General features: G+C 69.6%; 14 protein-coding genes and 1 pseudogene. 7 read left to right on the top strand and 8 right to left on the bottom strand.

What is annotated here, in order from left to right:
• Positions 1–20 precede the first annotated feature (20 nt).
• On the top strand, positions 21–431 hold the full coding sequence (locus ABRP18_RS16485; protein ID WP_349885049.1) for an MmcQ/YjbR family DNA-binding protein: 411 nt from the start codon (positions 21–23) through the stop codon (positions 429–431).
• Positions 432–486: 55 nt separating this feature from the next.
• On the opposite strand, the gene ABRP18_RS16480 is transcribed toward ABRP18_RS16485, so the two are convergent.
• Positions 487–1,074, bottom strand: a complete 588-nt coding sequence (locus ABRP18_RS16480) for a hypothetical protein (protein ID WP_349885048.1) — start codon at positions 1,072–1,074, stop codon at positions 487–489.
• Between the two features lie 125 nt (positions 1,075–1,199).
• Between ABRP18_RS16480 and ABRP18_RS16475 the strand changes: the two genes are divergently transcribed.
• Together ABRP18_RS16475 and ABRP18_RS16470 are read left to right on the top strand one after the other, a co-directional pair.
• Positions 1,200–2,432 (top strand): glycosyltransferase, encoded by a 1,233-nt coding sequence (locus ABRP18_RS16475; RefSeq protein ID WP_061018016.1) that lies wholly within the window; start codon positions 1,200–1,202, stop codon positions 2,430–2,432.
• Between the two features lie 6 nt (positions 2,433–2,438).
• Complete coding sequence (locus ABRP18_RS16470) at positions 2,439–3,683, top strand: glycosyltransferase (protein WP_349885047.1); 1,245 nt, start codon at positions 2,439–2,441, stop codon at positions 3,681–3,683.
• 40 nt (positions 3,684–3,723) lie between these two features.
• On the opposite strand, the gene ABRP18_RS16465 is transcribed toward ABRP18_RS16470, so the two are convergent.
• Both ABRP18_RS16465 and ABRP18_RS16460 read right to left on the bottom strand, forming a co-directional pair.
• Positions 3,724–4,224, bottom strand: a complete 501-nt coding sequence (locus ABRP18_RS16465) for a hypothetical protein (RefSeq protein ID WP_349885046.1) — start codon at positions 4,222–4,224, stop codon at positions 3,724–3,726.
• Between the two features lie 35 nt (positions 4,225–4,259).
• Entirely contained in the window at positions 4,260–4,421 is a 162-nt protein-coding gene (locus ABRP18_RS16460; RefSeq protein WP_179515740.1) for a hypothetical protein, read from the bottom strand.
• Between the two features lie 85 nt (positions 4,422–4,506).
• Between ABRP18_RS16460 and ABRP18_RS16455 the strand changes: the two genes are divergently transcribed.
• Complete coding sequence (locus tag ABRP18_RS16455; RefSeq protein WP_046748727.1) at positions 4,507–5,481, top strand: GlxA family transcriptional regulator; 975 nt, start codon at positions 4,507–4,509, stop codon at positions 5,479–5,481.
• Positions 5,482–5,561: 80 nt separating this feature from the next.
• On the opposite strand, the gene ABRP18_RS16450 is transcribed toward ABRP18_RS16455, so the two are convergent.
• Complete coding sequence (locus tag ABRP18_RS16450; protein WP_046748728.1) at positions 5,562–6,266, bottom strand: NRDE family protein; 705 nt, start codon at positions 6,264–6,266, stop codon at positions 5,562–5,564.
• A 68-nt stretch (positions 6,267–6,334) separates the two neighbouring features.
• Here ABRP18_RS16450 and coaBC point away from each other — a divergent pair, with 68 nt between their 5' ends.
• Entirely contained in the window at positions 6,335–7,534 is a 1,200-nt protein-coding gene (gene coaBC, locus ABRP18_RS16445; protein WP_349885045.1) for a bifunctional phosphopantothenoylcysteine decarboxylase/phosphopantothenate--cysteine ligase CoaBC, read from the top strand.
• A 127-nt stretch (positions 7,535–7,661) separates the two neighbouring features.
• Positions 7,662–9,884: an ATP-dependent Clp protease ATP-binding subunit gene (locus ABRP18_RS16440; protein WP_082738409.1), complete on the top strand. Its 2,223-nt coding sequence runs from the start codon at positions 7,662–7,664 to the stop codon at positions 9,882–9,884.
• Positions 9,885–10,002: 118 nt separating this feature from the next.
• Here ABRP18_RS16440 and ABRP18_RS16435 read toward each other — a convergent pair whose 3' ends face one another.
• The 4 genes and pseudogenes from ABRP18_RS16435 to ABRP18_RS16420 all read right to left on the bottom strand — a co-directional run bounded on the left by ABRP18_RS16435 (position 10,003) and on the right by ABRP18_RS16420 (position 14,976).
• A complete protein-coding gene (locus ABRP18_RS16435; RefSeq protein ID WP_349885044.1) occupies positions 10,003–12,279 on the bottom strand; it encodes an ATP-binding cassette domain-containing protein in 2,277 nt (758 codons plus the stop codon).
• Positions 12,280–12,343: 64 nt separating this feature from the next.
• Positions 12,344–12,931, bottom strand: a complete 588-nt coding sequence (locus ABRP18_RS16430) for a nitroreductase family protein (protein ID WP_258546257.1) — start codon at positions 12,929–12,931, stop codon at positions 12,344–12,346.
• Between the two features lie 138 nt (positions 12,932–13,069).
• Positions 13,070–13,990, bottom strand: a pseudogene (locus tag ABRP18_RS16425) (transporter); the annotation flags it as partial.
• Between the two features lie 77 nt (positions 13,991–14,067).
• Positions 14,068–14,976 carry a LysR substrate-binding domain-containing protein gene (locus ABRP18_RS16420; RefSeq protein WP_058631741.1) on the bottom strand — a complete coding sequence of 303 codons (909 nt, stop codon included), beginning with the start codon at positions 14,974–14,976 and terminating at the stop codon, positions 14,068–14,070.
• 147 nt (positions 14,977–15,123) lie between these two features.
• On the opposite strand from ABRP18_RS16420, the gene ABRP18_RS16415 reads away from it, so the two are divergent.
• On the top strand, positions 15,124–18,594 hold the full coding sequence (locus ABRP18_RS16415; RefSeq protein WP_349885043.1) for a bifunctional proline dehydrogenase/L-glutamate gamma-semialdehyde dehydrogenase: 3,471 nt from the start codon (positions 15,124–15,126) through the stop codon (positions 18,592–18,594).
• The last annotated feature ends 87 nt before the right edge of the window (positions 18,595–18,681 follow it).

Here is an 18,681-nt window from a genome sequence, read left to right as displayed (position 1 = left end):
AACGGGTGCACGATGGCGGGATGGTGAGCATCGACGATGTGCGCGCGATCGCCCTCGCCTTGCCCGGCGCCGAGGAATCCGTCGGCGGTCACACCGGAGCGGCGGCCTGGCGGCTGAAGAGCGGCCAGTTCGCGTGGCTTCGCGGACCGAGAACGACCGATCTGCGACAGCTCGCCGAGGTCGGGCGTGAGTGGCCCACCGGTGATGTGCTCGCGGTGCGGGTCGCCGACCTCGAAGAGAAGGATGCCCTTCTGGCCGCCGAGCCGGATGCGCTGTTCACGATCCCCCACTTCGACGGCTACCCGGGACTGCTCGTCCGTCTCGATGCCGTCGACCGGGGCCGGCTCGAAGAGATCATCACGGATGCATGGCTGGCGCGTGCCCCTGCGAGAGTCGCGAAGGCATGGTTGGATTCGCACGGACTGGAATGACGCGGGATGCGATCCGCGGCCTCCCGGGAATCACACGGGGAGCGGGAGAGCGATGTCAGGCAGGCGGCAGTCTCCGCACGTCGGGGGACTCGCCGCCCGTGAGGTCGTCGGCGATGCGGAGGCTGCGCGCGAGGTCGTCCAGCGCGCCGATCAGCGTGCCGAACCGCTCCTTGTCGCTGCACACGGCCGTCAACGTCACCAGGTGCGTACCCGTGTCCCAGGTGTACGTCGCGAACGGCGGCGAGGCGGGCGACGGCGGCATCGGGACGAGCAGTTTCTCGCCGACGCCGAGCCTCGTGGGGAACGACTCCGTGTCGTCGTAGTCCATCGGCATCGAGGCCCGGGCGATGCGCACATCAGGCGTCAGCACCTGTGCGGTCGCCATCGCCACGACGAGCTCGGGCTCCGCCTTCCACGTCCACACCAGCACGCGTCCGTCCGCACGCTTCATGAGCATCGGCGCCGCCTGGCTCATCGCCCACGCGCCGAACCTCGAGCCGGGTCGCTCCGTCGCTCCGACCGCGGCGTTGACCTGGCCGAGCAGCATCCGGATCGCGGCCTTCCGGTGGCGGCGGCCCTTCCAGCCGAGCGAGTCCGTCACGGGAATCCACAGCTGGGGATCGGCGTCGGCACTCAGTCGCATGACTCCACGGTAGCCGGTGCGTCTGAGTGATGCCCGGTACGCCTCGGCGGCACGATCAGGGCCCTCCGGTAGAGTGGCCAGCGCCCGACCAGGGCTCTCCCTTGGCCGCCACATCGTAAGGCAGCATGTCTGTGACCTCCTCCGACGATCCGATCGATCCGTCGAGCGGCTCCGCCGCCGAATCCGCGCCCCGACCGTTGAAGATCGTGATCGGCTGCGACACGTTCGCGCCCGACATCAACGGCGCCGCCCGCTTCGCCGAGCGCCTCGCCGCCGGCCTCGTGCAGCGCGGACACGACGTGCACGTCGTCGCCCTCAACCAGGCCTACCGCCGCGCCGAGCCGCGGACCGAGGTCATCGAAGGCGAGCCGATGACCCTGCACCGGCTGCCGTCGGTCCGCTGGCCTCCGCACGACTGGCTGCGTTTCGTATGGCCCTGGCGCTCGAAGCACTACGCCCGCAAGGTGCTCGACCGGGTGCAGCCGGACGTGGTGCACATCCAGTCGCACATCGTGATCGGTCGCGGACTGGCGCGCATCGCCCACGAGCGCGGCATCCCCGTCATCGCGACCAATCACGTGATGGCCGAGAACATCCTCGATCACACGACCATGCCCAAGTTCATCGACGACCTGGTGCTGAAGTTCGCCTGGGCCGACGCGAAGCGCACGTTCGACCTGACCAGGGCGATCACCACGCCCACCCGCCGTGCCGCCGACTTCCTCGAGAACACCGTCGAGGTGAAGGGGGTCATCCCCGTCAGCTGCGGTATCGACCGTTCGCAGTACACGCCGGTCATCGGTCCGCGCGAGAAGAACCGCATCGTGTTCGTCGGACGCCTCACCGCCGAGAAGCAGGTCGAGGTCATCCTCCAGGCCATGACGAAGCTCGACCCCGCGCTCGAGACCACGTTCGACATCGTGGGCGGGGGCGACCAGCGCAAGCAGCTGGAGCACCTGACCGCCCAGCTCGGTCTCTCCGACCGGGTGACCTTCCATGGGCGCACCACCGACGAGGAGCTGCGAGCCCTGCTGTCGCGGGCGAGCCTGTTCGTGATCGCCTCGATCGCCGAGCTGCAGTCGATCGCGACCATGGAGGCCATGGCTTCGGCCCTGCCCGTCGTCGCGGCCGATGCCGTGGCCCTCCCGCACCTGGTGCACGACGGCGAGAACGGCTACCTGTTCGAGCCGGGGAATGCCGACGAGCTCGCTGCACGCCTCACCGACGTGCTCACGGCGGAGCCCGCGGAGTACGAGCGGATGCAGCAGGCCTCGCTCGACGGCGTCCTGATCCACGACATCAACCGCACCCTCGACACCTTCGAGGCGCTGTACCGCGACGAGCCGCTGCCGGAGTAACCCGCCATGCACATCGTCTTCTTCGGCGATCAACACCTCGACTCCCTCGGGGGAGCGCAGGTGTCGATGCGGCTCCAGCGGGAGTTCCTGGAACGCGCCGGTCACACCGTGACGGTCGTGGCTCCGAAGATGCACGGATCGCGTGCGTCGTCCGGCACCCACGGCGGCGCGTACGTCGACCTGCCGTCGATGCCGATCACGACGGATCGCGAATACTCGATGAGCTGGCCCGGGCGCGGCACCGATCGCTTCCTCGACAAGGCCATGACCCGCCGTCCGCCCGTCGACCTGGTGCACGTCCAGGCCGACTTCTGGGGAGCCTTCATCGGACACCGGTATGCGCAGCGCCACGGCATCCCGGTCGTGCACACCATGCACAACCGGGTCGACGTCGGTATCGCCGCCGTCACTCCGCTGCACCGCCCGGTGCTCGCGGCGCTCAACGCCTGGCGCGGCATCGCCCTGCGCGGCATCGCGGTTCCGTCGAAGGGGCGATACCCGGCGAAGGGAAGCGACGGGTGGGCGTTCCTGCGCGGCCTCGCCGCCGGGGCGTCCGCCGTGACGGCCCCCTCGACGCACTTCGCCCGCCGCCTCGAGCAGCACGACGTCTTCCCGCATGTGGACGTGATCTGGAACGGCATCGACGACGACGTCCGCGAGCAGACGCTCGCGGACAAGCCCGCAGACCGCGTGCCGGGGATACCGCGGTTCGTCTGGCTCGGCCGGATGAGCCCGGAGAAGCGTCTCCTTCCGTTCCTCGAGGCGTTCGTCGCTTCGGGAGTCGTCGCCGATCTGGAGATCATCGGGGGAGGCGCTCAGCGCGCAGCCGCCGAGAAGATCGTCCGCGCACGCGACGGCGTGCACTTCGCCGGACGCCTCACCTACCCGCAGACGTTGGCGCGCATCGCCGCCGCCGACGCGCTCGTGCAGACGTCGATCGGCTTCGAGACCCAGGGGATGACCCCTTTCGAGGCAGCCACCCTCGGAACGCCGTCGGTGATCTGCGACCCCGACATCGCCGCGGAGCTCGGCGGCGGGCTGTGGGCCGTACCAGAGCCTGATGCGGAAGCAGGATCCGGGGTGGAGCGGGAGGCTCGCCGACGCGTCGCGCTGGCTGAGACGCTGCGACGTGCGGCAGACGACATCGCGCGTGGGGCGGCTCCTGTTCCGCTGCCCGAGGTGGCCGAGGCGTTCCGACAGTCATCGCGCACGGCGGCGATGGTCGAGGTCTACGAACGGGTGCTCGCATGATCACGACGGCGCCGGCAGTCGTGTCTTCGAGCAGGCAGCCTCAGAAGAACTGGTAGAAGAGCGACGACATCCAGGTGGTCGCCATGCCGATGGCGCCCACTCCGGCGATGCCGATCGCGATGCCGGCGAGCAGGTGCGGGCCGGGCCGGCGTACGGCGACGAGCCCGAGGATGAACGCCAGGACGTATGCGACGAGGCTCACCACGCCGACCAGGCCGGAGAGGGCGTTGTACCAGCCGTAACCGTCAGCGGCGAAGTAGGCGAACGGCGCCGTCAGCGAGATGACGAGATTGACGGCGAAAGCGATCACCGCGATGAGGAACGCGACCCTTCCGAGCGGGTTCCCCGTGTCAGCGGGGTGCTGCGGCGCACCATAAGACGGAAGCGGTGCCGGCGGGTACTGCGGGGCGGGGTACTGCGGGGCGGGGTACTGCGGGGAGGGGTTCTGCGGTGCTGCGGGGTTCTGCGATGTCGTCGGGTACTGCGGAGACGCGGACAGGTGCGGGGCGGGGGGATCGGAAGGTCGCTGAGGCTCGCTCATGACGACGAGCGTAGCCCCCGCGGTCATGGTGCTGGTCAGCGGTAACCGTGCCCCGACTCGGCCTGCTGCCCGACATCGCGTCCAGCGAGGCGCGTCCAGTCGGTCGGGGTGCGACGGTATCCGTCGCGGCGCAGTTCGACGAAGGTGGCGATCGTGGCCCACGCGGCGAGGGCGAGGAGTGCGATGAGGAGTATCATGGCAGAAACGCTACGTTCGATGCCGAACCGCCACGAGTGGCAGAATAGACTCTGAACGTATGAAAACTGCCAACCGGGAGTGTGTATGAAGACGGTCGCCTGTGTCATCCAGGACGGGTTCGCGCCCTTCGAATTCGGCGTCGCCTGCGAGGCGTTCGGCCTCGACCGCGCCGATGACGGGGTGCCGAACTTCGACTTCCGCATCGTCGCTCCCCGTGCCGGCGTCGTGACGTCGAAGATCGGCTTCTCGGTGAACGTCGAGCACGATCTGGCCTTCGCCTACGAAGCCGACCTCGTGGTGTTCTGCCCTCTTCCCCGGGAGAACTGGGGCGACGTGGATCCGCTTCTGGTCGACGTCGCCCGCCATGCGGTCGACCGCGGCGCGTGGGTGATGAGCGTGTGCAGTGGATCGTTCATCCTCGCCGCTGCCGGGGTGCTCGACGGTCGACGCGCCACCACGCACTGGATGTACGCGCACGTCATGGCCGACATGTATCCGCAGATCGACATCGACCCCGACGTGCTGTTCGTGCAGGACGGCAAGATCATCACGAGTGCCGGCACCGCGGCGGGCATCGACGCCTGCCTGCATCTGCTCCGGCAGGAGGTGGGTGCCGAGCTCACCAACCGCATCGCCCGCCGGATGGTCGTGCCCCCGCAGCGCGACGGAGGCCAGGCACAGTTCATCGATCGCCCCATCCCCGTCGTCCCCACCGATTCGCTCGCCGCGGTCGCCGACTGGGCTGTCGAGCACCTGCGCGAAGACCTCGGTGTCGACCAGCTGGCGGCCAGGGCCCTCATGTCGCCGCGCACGTTCGCCCGCCGGTTCAAAGCCGAATACGGCGCGACGCCGGCGGCCTGGCTCGCGCGTCAGCGCATCATCCACGCGCAGCGGATGCTGGAGCGCACCGACCTGCCGCTCGAGCACATCGCCGACGAGTGCGGATTCGGTTCAGCGGCCGTGCTGCGGCAGAACTTCGCGAGAGTGCTCGGGCTGACCCCCACCGCCTACCGTGCGCGGTTCTCCTGTGCCGAGGAATCCGCGGTGCCCGCGGCCTGAGCCGGGCGGGTCCATCACGCAGCCGGATTCAGTGTTCAGCCGGGGTCGCTGCTCAGCCAGGGTCAGTGTTCAGGCCGGATTCAGTGTTCAGACCAGTGCGCAGGTGCGGGCAGTGCGACGTCGCGCACCTCGACCCCGTCCTTGGTGACGGCGGCGATGCAGTAGAGCAGGGACTGCGTGGGGTAGCCGTGCGGCCGGTTGTCGCGGATGATCGCCCTGTCGTCTTCCGGAGGGAGCGCGGTCGAAGATGCGAGCAGGGCCGTCCACTCGGCCGTCCAGTCGTCGCTGTCGGCGGTCGGACCCAGGGCGCGGAATTCGGGCAGCCACGCCTGGATCCGCGGAGTCGTCGCATCGTCGAGATCGTCGTGCGCGATCATGTGCGTTCCGGGCTCGATGGGTGTCTCGCGAAGCTCGACGCCGTCCCACGAGAGCACTCTCGCGCCGGCGGGGCCCACCTCGAGCAGGTTGAAGCCGTGCATCGGCAGCGGTGCGACCGGCGATCGGCCCGTCACCGACTCCAGAGCGAGGGCGCCGCGGGACACCGCGTGAGCTGCGGGGAGGTCACGCACGTCCGCGCGGTTCAGCAGCACGGCGAGTCGTCCTTCTGCCGGGTTCGCGGCCAGCCACGCGCCGCCCGCTCGGCGGTCGCGGATACCCACCACGCCCGGGAAGTCGTCCGGCCACCACGCTCCGAGGGAGTCCCAGGCCCGCAGCGGGTCTTCGTCGCGGACCGCCAGAAGTCGTGCGGATCCGGCATTCTCGACATCGATCACGACCGTGCACACGGCATCAAGTCTAGGTCGGCGGAACGATCGTCGGCCCGCGGCGGTGGATGCTGGGGCAGAATCGAGACGTGAACATCGTGGTCGGAGTCACAGGCGGCATCGCCGCGTACAAGACGGTGCATCTGGTGCGCCTGCTCACGAAGGGCGGCCACGACGTGACCGTGGTGCCCACCGCGGATGCGCTGCGCTTCGTCGGGCTGCCTACATGGGAGGCGATCAGTCGTCACCCCGTGACAACGAGCGTGCACGAGGATGTGGCACGGGTGCGGCACGTGGCTCTCGGTCAGGCGGCCGACCTCGTGATCGTGGCGCCGGCGACCGCGAACTCGATCGCGAAGATCGCTGCCGGGCTCGCCGACGATCTCCTGGGGACCACCCTGCTCGCGACCGAGGCCCCGGTGCTGATCGCTCCGGCGATGCACGCCGAGATGTGGCGGAACAAGGCGACACAGGCGAACATCGCGACCCTGCGGGAGCGCGGTGTGCACCTGGTGGGTCCTGCCGACGGTGAGCTCGCCGGTGGTGACAGCGGTCCCGGCCGGATGTCGGAACCCGAGGAGGTCTTCGCCGCCGCGCAGGCGCTGCTGGCTCCCGGTGACCTCGCCGGCGTGCGGGTGGTGGTCTCGGCCGGCGGCACTCGCGAGCCGATCGATCCCGTGCGTTTCCTCGGCAACCGCTCCAGCGGCCGGCAGGGTGCGGCGCTCGCCGCGGAGGCGGCCGCTCGCGGAGCCGAGGTCACCCTGGTGTCGGCGAACATCTCGGGTGACGTGCTCGCCGACGTGCGGCATCCGTCGATCCGCGTCGTCGGCGTGGGCTCCGCGATCCAGCTCGCAGAGGTGATGAAGCGTGAGGCCGCAGAGTCGGACGTGATCGTGATGGCCGCCGCGGTCGCCGACTACCGACCGGTCGCGGTCTCGGAGCGCAAGCTCACCAAGGAGGGCGGCGGGGTACCCGCCATCGAGCTGATCGAGAACGAGGACGTCGTCGCAGCCCTGGCCTCTGCACGTCGCCCGGGTCAGCTCGTCGTCGGCTTCGCAGCCGAGACTCCGGAGGACGAGGCCGAACTGCTCGCTCGCGCTCGCGGCAAACAGCAGCGCAAGGGTGTCGACCTGCTGGTGGTGAACGAGGTCGGCTGGGAGCGCGGGTTCGAGAGCGCGGAGAATGCCGTGCACATCCTGGGCCCCGGGGGTGCGGTGGCGGCGATCGTCTCCGGCTCCAAACGCGCTGTCGCGTCCGCGATCTGGGACGCGATCGGACGGGAGCGCTGACGAGGCGGACGGACTGGAGGAGAATCTCGGCGAGTGCTAAACTTGAGTCAATAAGACTCAACTTTGATCCCGTCCTCCGACTTGGTGGACGGGAGACGACCAGAAGGAGCAACTCCAGGAGGAGCGCATGACCACCCCGCAGACCGGCAACCAGAACCAAGAGCAGCAGTCCGCCCTCGAGCAGTTCGGCATCAACCTCACCGACCGTGCCCGCGAAGGCAAGCTCGACCCCGTGATCGGACGCGACAGCGAGATCCGTCGGGTCAGTCAGGTGCTCACCCGACGCACGAAGAACAACCCCGTGCTGATCGGCGAGCCCGGCGTCGGTAAGACCGCCGTCGTCGAAGGCCTCGCCCAGCGCATCGTCGCCGGCGACGTCGCCGAGTCCCTCAAGGACAAGGAGCTGGTCACGCTCGACATCTCCGCCCTCGTGGCCGGCGCCATGTACCGCGGCCAGTTCGAGGAGCGGCTGAAGCAGGTGCTCAAGGAGATCACCGAGTCCGACGGGCAGGTCATCACGTTCATCGATGAGCTGCACGTGCTGATGGGCGCCGGTGGCGGTGAAGGCTCGGTCGCGGCATCCAACATGCTGAAGCCGATGCTGGCCCGCGGCGAGTTGCGATTGATCGGCGCGACCACCCTCAACGAGTATCGCGAGTTCATCGAGAAGGACGCAGCGCTCGAGCGCCGCTTCCAGCAGGTCTACGTCGGAGAGCCCACTGTCGAGGACACGATCGCGATCCTCCGCGGCCTCAAGGGTCGGTACGAGGCGCACCACGGGGTGACCATCTCCGACAGTGCTCTCGTTGCGGCCGCGGCCCTGTCGAACCGGTACCTGCCCGCGCGTCAGCTGCCCGACAAGGCGATCGACCTGATCGACGAGTCGATGTCGCGGCTCAAGATGGAGATCGACTCGTCTCCGGTCGAGATCGACCAGCTCAAGCGTCAGGTCGACCGGATGAAGCTCGAGGAGCTCGCCCTCAAGCGCGAGAAGGACGCTGCGTCCAAGGAGCGACTGAGCGCCTTGCGCGAGCAGCTCGTCGGCATGGAGCGACAGCTCGCCGAGCTCGAAGCCCGCTGGGCACGCGAGCGTCAGGGTCTGAACCGGGTGGGCGAGCTCAAGAAGCAGCTCGACGACGCGATCACGCAGCGCGACCTCGCCATGCGCAATGCCGACTACACGAAGGCTTCGAAGCTCGAGTACGAGACGATCAAGCGCCTGGAGCGCGACATCGCGGAGGCCGAGCAGGCGGAGGACACCGCGTCGAGCGAGCCTCGCATGGTCAACGAGCAGGTGACCGAGGAGGACATCGCGGCCGTGATCGCCGCGTGGACCGGCATCCCCGTCGGCCGGTTGCTGCAGGGTGAGAGTGAGAAGCTGCTGCACCTGGAGAACGAGCTCGGCAAGCGCCTGATCGGGCAGAAGGACGCCGTGAAGGCCGTGTCCGACGCCGTCCGCCGTTCGCGCGCGGGGATCAGCGACCCCGGTCGTCCGACCGGATCGTTCCTGTTCCTCGGCCCGACCGGTGTCGGCAAGACCGAGCTTGCCAAGGCGCTGGCGGAGTTCCTCTTCGACGACGAGCACGCCATGGTGCGCATCGACATGTCGGAGTACGGCGAGAAGCACTCGGTGTCCCGGCTCGTCGGCGCCCCTCCCGGGTACGTCGGCTACGAGCAGGGTGGTCAGCTGACCGAGGCCGTGCGTCGCCGGCCGTACAGTGTGATCCTGCTCGACGAGGTCGAGAAGGCGCACCCCGAGGTGTTCGACGTGCTGCTGCAGGTGCTCGACGACGGTCGGCTCACCGATGGGCAGGGGCGCACGGTCGACTTCTCGAACGTGATCCTGATCCTCACCTCGAACCTGGGCTCGCCCATCCTCATCGACCCCGTGCTCGCACCCGATGAGAAACGCGACCAGGTGATGGCGCTCGTGCGGCAGGCGTTCCGTCCGGAATTCCTGAACCGCCTCGACGACATCGTGATGTTCTCGGCGCTGAGCGAAGACGACCTCGCACAGATCGTGGAGCTCTCGGTCGACCAGCTGCACGACCGGCTGAAGGACCGGCGACTCACCCTCGCGGTCACTCCGGATGCGCGGGCCTGGCTCGCCGAGCGCGGGTACGACCCCATGTTCGGTGCTCGTCCGCTGCGCCGCCTCATCCAGAGCGAGGTGCAGAACAAGCTCGCGACCGCGCTGCTCTCGGGCAACGTGCACGACGGCGACACGGTTCGCGTCGACGTGGCCGCCGACGGGATGGGCCTCGTGCTCACCTCGACGACGCCGGAGCCCGAGGCCGACTCCGACTCCGACGAGGATGACGTGATCGAGGCGGAGCTCCTCGAGGACTGACACGCCACGACTGAGCTGAACCGCTCGGACACAGAAGAGGGACCAGCGGGTGATCCGCGGGTCCCTCTTCTCGTGGGGTCTCGGCTTTGACGTGCGGGCTCAGCACTCTCGTGCAGGCTCAGCCGCGCAGACCGGAGGCCGCGGCGAGTGCGCGACCGGTGAGGGAGTCGTCGTCACGCACGATCTCGGACGGCGTCCCGCTGAAGATCAGGCTCCCGCCGTCGGATCCCGCCCCCGGACCGATGTCGATGATGTGATCGGCACGGGCGACCACTCGCAGGTTGTGCTCCACGACCACCAGCGTCGCTCCCTCCTCGAGCAGGTCGTCGAAGAGGAGGTTGATGGTGTCGACGTCGGAGGGGTGCAGGCCGGAGGTCGGCTCGTCGAGGATGATGCGGTCCGCCCGGTCGCGGTGCGGATCGCTGAGGTGGCGGGCCAGCAGCAGACGCTGCTTCTCCCCACCGGACAGCGTGTCGAGCGACCGGCCGACCGGGATGTATCCCAGTCCGGTGCGTTGCACCCAGGCCAGGGCCTCGACCACGTCGGCATGGGCGGAGAAGAGGGCGCTGACCTCGGCCGGTGGTGCCGCCAGCACGTCGGCGATCGTGGCGCCGTCGACCTGCACGGCCAGAGCGGTCGGGTTGAAGCGCAGCCCGCCGCACGCATCGCAGGGGAGGGACACGTCGTCGAGGAACGCGAGCTCGGTCGTGATGTGGCCGCGGCCGCGACAGGTGGGGCACGCCCCGCGGGAATTGAAGCTGAACCAGGAGGGGTCGAGGCCGGAGGCATCCGCGAACACCGCCCTGACGGTGTCGGCGATGCGCAGGATGCTCAGGGTCGTGGATCGGACGCCGCCGCGCAGCGGTTCCTGTCCGACGACCGTGAAGTCCGGGTGCTGGCGTGGCAGCTCCGTGGTCGCGAACGAGCTCTTGCCGGAACCGGCGACTCCCGTGACGGCCGTGAGCACGCCCAACGGGATGTCGACGTCGAAACCTCGCAGGTTGTGCGAGCGCGCATCCCGCACCGTGATCCGGCCTGACGGTGCCCGTGTCGCTCGACGGATCGGCAACGGCTCGGCGAGCAGGCGCCCCGTCAGTGTGTCGCCGGCGCTGAGCTCGGCCGGCGTCCCCTCGAACTGCACGAGCCCACCGGCAGACCCCGCACCGGGACCGAGGTCGATGATGTGGTCGGCGACCGCGATCACCTGCGGGTGATGCTCGACGACGAGGATCGTGTTCCCGGCATCGCGCAGTCGTTGGAGCAGGGCGACGAGGCGCTGGATGTCGGCGGGGTGCAGCCCGGTGCTCGGCTCGTCGAACACGTAGGTGACGTCGGTGAGCGCGCTGCCGAGGTGTCGCACGATCTTGACGCGCTGCGCCTCGCCGCCGGACAGCGTCGCCGACTCGCGGTCGAGCGCGAGGTAGCCGAGGCCGACCGAGAGCAGGGCGTCGAGCGCATGACGGATCCCTTCGACCGCCGGTGCCACCCGTGGGTCGTCGAACTCCTCGAGCAGCGCGTGCAGCTCGGAGACCGGCATGCGCATCCAGTCCACGATCGAGCGCCCGGCGATGAGGCTGGCCCTCGCGGCTTCGTTCACGCGCGCGCCGCGGCAGTCGGGGCAGGTGTGATGCGTCACGAGTCGGTCGAGCTCTTCGCGCACGGAGGCTGACATCTTCACCGGACGCTGCTTGAGGAACACGTCGCGCATCCGCGTGATGACCCCGTCGAAGCGCGCGCTCTGCGGGAAACGCGGGTCGGGGTCCTCGAGCTTGAGCTTGTCGGCATAGAGGAACTGGTCCATCTCCTCGGCCGTGTAGTCCTTGAGCGGCTTCTCGCGGTCGAACAGTCCACAGTAGGCGAAGCGTTTCCAGCGGTACACGCCTGGACGGAACAGGCTGAACCGCACCGGGCCCTCGTCGATGTTCTTCTCGGGGTCGATCAGTTCATCGATGTCGATGTCGTACACCGTGCCGAGCCCTTCGCAGGTCGGGCACATGCCGGAGGGGTCGTTGAACGAGTACGCGGGGGAGTAGCCGGCTGACGGCTCGCCGACGCGGGAGAAGACGAGGCGCACGAGCGAGGCCAGATCGGTCGCGGTCGCCACGGTCGAGCGCGCGTTGCCCGTGAACCGACGTTGGTCGATCAGCACCGTGAACGTCAGACCGTCCATCGCCTGCACGTCCGGAGTGGGCAGCTGCGGCAGTCGCGACCGGATGAACGTCGAATAGGAGTCGTTCACGAGCCGCTGCGCCTCGGCGGCGATCGTGTCGAGCACCAGCGACGACTTGCCCGAACCCGAGACCCCGGTGAAGACGGTCAGCAGCTTCTTGGGGACGACGACGGAGACGTCGCGGAGGTTGTTCGTCCGTGCGCCGGTGATGCGGAGCATATCCATCCGCACACGCTAACGGGGCCCCCGGACAAACCGGAGACCCCGTTGACAGCGTCGGCGGGAGCGGTCAGGCGCTGAGGACGACCGTCTCGTCGATGGGGCGACGCACGCGCGGGGCGACCTCGCGCTGCTGCAGCACCTCGGGCAGGGCCTCGATGTCGCCGAACTCGCCGACGGCGAAGACCGTGACCGGCGCGAACCGGGCCTCGAGGTCCGCGAACTCACGGACCACCTCGGGGTCGAAGCCGCTCATCTGGTGCACGAGCAGGCCGTCGTGGTGGGCCTGCACCGAGAAGTGCGCGACCGCCTGGCCGAGGTCGTAGAGTGCGTGCGTGATCGGGGTGCCATCGGCGGTGGCGGTCTCCGCGATCGCGACGACGAGAACCGCGGCGTTGCCGGCCCATGCCTGGTTGAAGCCCATCAGGGCGTCGACGACCTGGGCGTGGAGTGCAGTGCCGCGACGGGCGACGATGAAGCGCCAGGGCTGGATGTTGTTGGCGGACGGGCTCCAGCGGGCGGCCTCGAGGGCGGTCGCGAGCTTGGCCTCGTCGATCGAGTTCTGCGCGTCGAAGGCGCGGGGGCTCCAGCGGCCGGCGAGGACGTCGAGGACGGGGTGCTCGGTCGGGGCGGTGCGGTCGATCACGGGGGTGCTCACAGAAGTGCCTTTCGGAAGGAGTGGATCGGACTCCTTCGTCCGGGTACACGGGAGCCAACAGATGTATGTGCATGCATATTCCCGGATCGTCCGGATGCCCTCGATGGCCGGATCCCGCAGCGACCGGATGCCGATCGCGGTGACGAACAGCGTGACGGCGATCGCGAGCGCCACGGCCACGGGGCCGGCGGACGACACCTCGGCGACGTCGAGCCAGGCGATCGTGTAGGTCGCGACGGCCGCGACCGGGAAGGTGAACGACCAGAAGCCGAGCGTGAACGGGAGCCGACGGTAACGCGGGATGGTGGCGACCTGCGCGGCGACGAGGAGCGTCATGAGACCGGCGAACGCGGACGAGAGCGGCGATGCGATGCCGTCGGTCAGGGCGAAGAGCGCGAGTCCGCCGACGGCCGGCGGGGCCATCAGCACCGCCAGGCTGGGGGTGAGCGCATCCGGCAGCGGGGGGCCGGCGACCAGGCGCACGAGCACGAGCGTCGTCATCACGACCCAGAAGAGGCATCCGACGCCGAACGCCGCCCATCCGAGCCCCGGCAGCCCGAGTGCCTCCGCGGCGGTCGCGGTGATGAATCCGCCGGCGACCGGCGGCAGGATGTACCCGCCGTGGATCGCGGCGAGCTCGATCCGGCCGGCCATCCAGGTGCTCACCAGCCAGCCCGCCCACACCGCGGTGCTGGCCATCGAGGCGATCACGATCGTCGAGCCCGCGACGGGGAGCGAGGGAAGCAGCCGGATGCCGATGAGCATCCCTACCAGAGGGAGGATCACGGCGAACGGTGCCTGCACGGGGTCGCGGAGCTGCGCGCGCAGAGGTGTGCCGCTGCGCACGCCTCTCGCGGTGTGCGCGGCGAGCAGTCCGATCGTCGCCATCGCCGACAGGCCCCAGAAGGCAGGGGCGACGGAAGCGGGCACCGGGGCGACGGCGGTGGCCGCCGACCAGGTCGACGCGACGCCGGCGAGGCCCAGCGCGATCGCCAGAGTGCTCAGCGGGATCCGTGCGGGAGGATTCCGGCCGGAGCGGGTGCGCGTGGAAGAGGACATGTCGAGGTAACCTGTGACATTTTACTCCGCGGTTCACGAAGGCGGCGCGGATGCCGAAGGCGGCGCAGACCCCGAGGCTAGGCGGCGAGGTCGTGCGAGGCCGCGTCGGCGAGTGCGCTGCGCACCGCGCGGATCGAGGGAGCGTCCGCAGACACACGCCTCGCGGAGGAGAAGATCTCGCGCCGAGGTTCCTGCGGCAGCGGTGCCAGGTCGACCGTCGGGGTGTCGCCCGCCCACACGAGCTCCGGCAGCAGCCCCACCGCGAGTCCGGCATGGATCAGCCGCACGTGGGCGGTGAGGTCGGCGATCTCGAAGCGCACATCGGGCTCGAACCCGGCGGTGCGGCACAGCTGCTCCGCCCAGGCGCGCGACGCGGTGCCGGCAGGTTCCAGCACCCAGGGTTCGTCGCGGGTCGACCACAGCGCGGCGACGGCGTCGGCGTGCGCGGGGGTCCCTGGCCGCCGCGCGAGGGCGATCGCGTCGTGTGCGAGCGCCACCCGGTCGAGGTCGGCGTGGATCGGGCGTGTGCGGCCCGGGTACTGCTCGGCGAGGATGAGGTCGAAGTCGCGGCTGGACACTCCGACGAGTCCGGTCTCCGGGTCGGACTCGGTGACCTCCACGCGCAGGGCAGGATGACGTTCCTTGAGGGCTTCGAGCCCGCGGGGCAGGAGCGAGTGTGCCGTGGACTGGAAGACCGCGATGCGCACGGTGCCCGTGACCTCGGTCAGGGATTCGGCGACGGCGACCTGGGCGTGCTCGAGCTGGTCGAGGATGCCGATGGCCTCGGCGACGAGCACGTTCCCCTGCGGCGTGAACTGCACCCCGCGCCCGACCCGGCGCAGCAGCGGCACGCCCACGTCGCGCTCCAGCGCACTGAGCTGCTGCGACACCGATGCCTTGCTGTAGGACAGGGCGTCGGCGACGGCCGACAGTGTCCCGCGACGCGACAGCTCCACCAGCATCCGCAGTCTGTTCACGTCGAGCACGGCGGATCCTTCGTTCGGCGCCTATCGTTCAGTGGAACTGAACAGAATCCACGCAAATCGGTTGATAGACGGAGCCTACCGAGCGGCAGGACAATGATCCAGCCGCACACGAAATCCCGGTGTGCGCTCTCTTGGAAGGTCCCACCGATGCCTGTCGCCGCCGACACCACCACCCCCCGCACCGAAGACGTCGCCGCCCTGGTGCAGCGCTGGCTCGCCGAGAGCGAGACCCACCCCGTCGAGCCGGCCGCCCAGCGCCTCTCCGAGGTGCTCAAGGACCCGAACGGACTCGCGTTCACGGTCGGCTTCGTCGACGGCGTCATGCGCCCGGAAGACCTGCGCGTCGCCGGCCGCAAGCTCGCCGAGCTGAGCGACATCACCCCGTCGCTGCTGCCCGGATACCTGCGTGCCGCGATCAAGACCGGCGGCTTCTGGGCGCCGAAGCTCCCCGGCGTTGTCGTGCCGATCTCGCGCCGCGTGCTGCGCGCCATGGTCGGGCACCTCGTGCTCGACGCCACTCCGTCCAAGCTCGGCCCCGCCATCGCGAAGCTGCGCAAGAGCGGCAACCGCCTGAACCTCAACCTGCTCGGCGAGGCCGTGCTCGGAGAGCGGGAAGCCGGACACCGGCTGCAGGGCACCCGTGACTTCCTGGCCCGCGACGACGTCGACTACGTGTCGATCAAGGTCTCCAGCGTCGTGAGCCAGCTGTCGATGTGGTCGTTCGACGAGGCCGTGGCGGACGTCGTGGACAAGCTCACCCCGCTCTACGAGCTCGCCGCGCGTGCCGAGGCCAAGGGCAAGGCCAAGTTCATCAACCTCGACATGGAGGAGTACCGCGACCTCGACCTGACGATCGCGGCCTTCACGAGCATCCTCGACCAGCCGGGCTTGGAGAACCTCGAAGCCGGCATCGTGCTGCAGGCGTACCTCCCCGACGCGCTCGGCGCGATGCAGCACCTGCAGGAGTGGGCAGCCGCCCGCCGCGCCAAGGGGGGAGCGCCGATCAAGGTGCGCGTCGTCAAGGGCGCGAACCTCGCGATGGAGGAGGTCGACGCCGCGATCCATGGCTGGCCGCTCGCCACCTACGGCACCAAGCAGGACTCGGACACCAACTACAAGCGGGTGCTCGACTGGGCCATGACGCCCGAGCGCCTGGACGCCGTGCGCATCGGGATCGCCGGTCACAACCTCTTCGACATCGCCTACACCTGGCTGCTCGCCCAGGCGCGCGGGGTGGCCGACCCGACCGGCGCCGACCCCCTCGTCGAGTACGAGATGCTGCTGGGCATGGCGACCGGTCAGGCCGAAGCCGTCCGCAAGGACGTCGGCCGTCTGCTGCTCTACACGCCGGTCGTGAACCCGGCGGAGTTCGACGTGGCGATCGCGTACCTGGTGCGCCGCCTCGAGGAGAACGCCAGCCCGGAGAACTTCATGTCGGCGGTGTTCGAACTGGCCTCCAACCCCACGCTCCTCACCAGGGAGCGCGAGCGGTTCGAGCGCTCGCTGGCCGCGCTCGCGACCGATGAGCCGCAGTACGTCCCCGCGGCCCACCGCGTGCAGGATCGCACCGCTGCGGTGCCCGCCGGCACGACGACCGGCTTCGAGAACCAGGCCGACACCGATCCGGCGATCGCCGCGAACCGCGCGTGGGGTCGCGAGATCCTGAGCCGTTCGGTCGGCTCGACGCTGGGTCTGGACAGCATCGCGCTGGCCAAGGTCGAGACGGACGCCGAACTCGACGGCATCTTCTCCGCAGCGACAGCGGCCGCCGAGAAGTGGGCGGCGCTGCCGGCCGCCGACCGTGCCGCCGTGCTGCACCGCGCCGGCGACGAACTCGCCGCGCGCCGTGGTCAGCTGATCGAGATCATGGCCCACGAGGCGGGCAAGACCATTGCCGAAGCCGACCCCGAGATCAGCGAGGCCATCGACTTCGCGCATTACTACGCCGAGCGCGCGAAGGACCTCGAAACCGTCTCCGGTGCCGAATTCGTGCCGTCGAAGGTCACCGTGGTCACTCCTCCCTGGAACTTCCCGGTCGCGATCCCCGCCGGCGGTGTGCTCGCGGGCCTGGCCTCGGGCTCTGCCGTGATCATCAAGCCGGCCAAGCTCACCCAGCGCTGCGGTGCGGTGATGGTGGAGGCACTGTGGGCCGCCGGTGTGCCGCGCGACCTGCTCGCGCTCGTCGATCTGGCTTCCCGCGACCTGGGCACGCGCCTCGTCGCCGGCCCCGCGGTGGACCGTGTGATCCTCACCGGGGCGTACGAGACGGCGCAGCTGTTCCGCTCGTTCCGCTCCGACCTGCCGCTGCTCGCCGAGACCAGCGGCAAGAACGCGATCATCGTGACCCCCTCAGCCGACCTCGATCTCGCGGCCGCCGATGTGGCCCGCAGTGCGTTCGGCCACGCAGGGCAGAAGTGCTCCGCCGCGTCGCTCGCGATCCTCGTCGGATCCGTCGCCGACTCGAAGCGGTTCGAGCGTCAGCTGGTGGATGCGGTGACCTCGATGCGCGTCGGCCTGCCCGACGACCCGGCCACGCAGATGGGTCCGATCATCGAGCCCGCGAACGGCAAGCTGCTCACCGCGCTCACGAAGCTCGAGAAGGGCGAGCGCTGGCTGGTCGAGCCGCGCAAGCTCGACGACGAGGGCAAGCAGTGGACGCCCGGGGTGAAGACCGGTGTGCGCGAGGGATCGTACTTCCACCTGACCGAGTTCTTCGGGCCGGTGCTCGGCATCATGCACGCCAAGGATCTGGACGAGGCCCTGCGCCTGCAGAACGCGGTCGACTACGGCCTCACGGCCGGCATCCACTCGCTCGACTCCGACGAGGTCGCCACCTGGCTCGACCGTGTCGAGGCCGGCAACCTCTACGTGAACCGCGGCATCACCGGGGCGATCGTGCAGCGTCAGCCGTTCGGCGGCTGGAAGCGCTCGGCGGTCGGCGCCGGAGCCAAGGCCGGTGGCCCGAACTACCTCTTCGGTCTCGGCGAGTGGGCTCCTGCGGAGCTTCCGGCCGCGGCGCCGGGTGCGGCCGTCGTCCCCGTCGTGCGGGCACTGCTGGAGGCGGCGTCCTCCGAGGTGGACGCGACCGAGGCCGAGTGGCTGCAGCGTGCTGCCGCATCCGACGAGCATGCCTGGATCGACGAGTTCGGCGCCGTGAGCGACAAGTCCGGCCTCGGGGTCGAGCGCAACCTGTTCCGCTACCGTCCCGTCGCCGTCGACGTGCGCATCGCCGACGACGCTCCTCTGGTGGATGGCCTCCGTGTGCTCGCGGCCGCCCTGCGCAGCGGCAGCCCGTTCACGGTGTCGGCTCCCGCTCTGCCCTCTCGCGTCGAGAAGGCCCTGCGCGCGCACGGCGTGACCGTCAAGCACGAATCGGACGCGGCGTGGACCAAGCGCTACGCCAAGGCCGCGAACTCGTGGCACCGCGTGCGTCTGGTCGGCGGCGACGCCGCGGCCCTCCACGAGGCGCTCGGCGGAAGCCCGGATGTGGCGGTCTGGTCGCACGCCGTGACCGGGGCGGGACGGGTCGAGATGCTTCCGTTCCTGCACGAGCAGGCCGTATCGATCACGAACCACCGCTTCGGCAACCCCACCACCCTGGCCGACGGCGTGATCTGACCTGACCCGCACACCGAGACCCATCGGCCACAACGAAACCCACCGTCGCTGACGTCTGCGACGGTGGGTTTCGGCGTGCGGGATGGG

Source organism: Microbacterium sp. WHRI 7836 (assembly GCF_040223885.2).
Taxonomy (GTDB): Bacteria; Actinomycetota; Actinomycetes; order Actinomycetales; family Microbacteriaceae; genus Microbacterium; species Microbacterium oxydans.
Note: the sequence above shows the minus strand (reverse complement) of the source record. Positions and strands in the feature narration are given on the sequence as shown.

What these genes read in the sequence shown, in the direction of transcription:
- ABRP18_RS16485 (WP_349885049.1), top strand. Translation starts at nt 21, where the DNA reads ATGGTGAGCATCGACGATGTGCGCGCGATCGCCCTCGCCTTGCCCGGC.
- ABRP18_RS16480 (WP_349885048.1), bottom strand. Translation starts at nt 1,074, where the DNA reads ATGCGACTGAGTGCCGACGCCGATCCCCAGCTGTGGATTCCCGTGACG.
- ABRP18_RS16475 (WP_061018016.1), top strand. Translation starts at nt 1,200, where the DNA reads ATGTCTGTGACCTCCTCCGACGATCCGATCGATCCGTCGAGCGGCTCC.
- ABRP18_RS16470 (WP_349885047.1), top strand. Translation starts at nt 2,439, where the DNA reads ATGCACATCGTCTTCTTCGGCGATCAACACCTCGACTCCCTCGGGGGA.
- ABRP18_RS16465 (WP_349885046.1), bottom strand. Translation starts at nt 4,224, where the DNA reads ATGAGCGAGCCTCAGCGACCTTCCGATCCCCCCGCCCCGCACCTGTCC.
- ABRP18_RS16460 (WP_179515740.1), bottom strand. Translation starts at nt 4,421, where the DNA reads ATGATACTCCTCATCGCACTCCTCGCCCTCGCCGCGTGGGCCACGATC.
- ABRP18_RS16455 (WP_046748727.1), top strand. Translation starts at nt 4,507, where the DNA reads ATGAAGACGGTCGCCTGTGTCATCCAGGACGGGTTCGCGCCCTTCGAA.
- ABRP18_RS16440 (WP_082738409.1), top strand. Translation starts at nt 7,662, where the DNA reads ATGACCACCCCGCAGACCGGCAACCAGAACCAAGAGCAGCAGTCCGCC.
- ABRP18_RS16435 (WP_349885044.1), bottom strand. Translation starts at nt 12,279, where the DNA reads ATGGATATGCTCCGCATCACCGGCGCACGGACGAACAACCTCCGCGAC.
- ABRP18_RS16415 (WP_349885043.1), top strand. Translation starts at nt 15,124, where the DNA reads ATGCCTGTCGCCGCCGACACCACCACCCCCCGCACCGAAGACGTCGCC.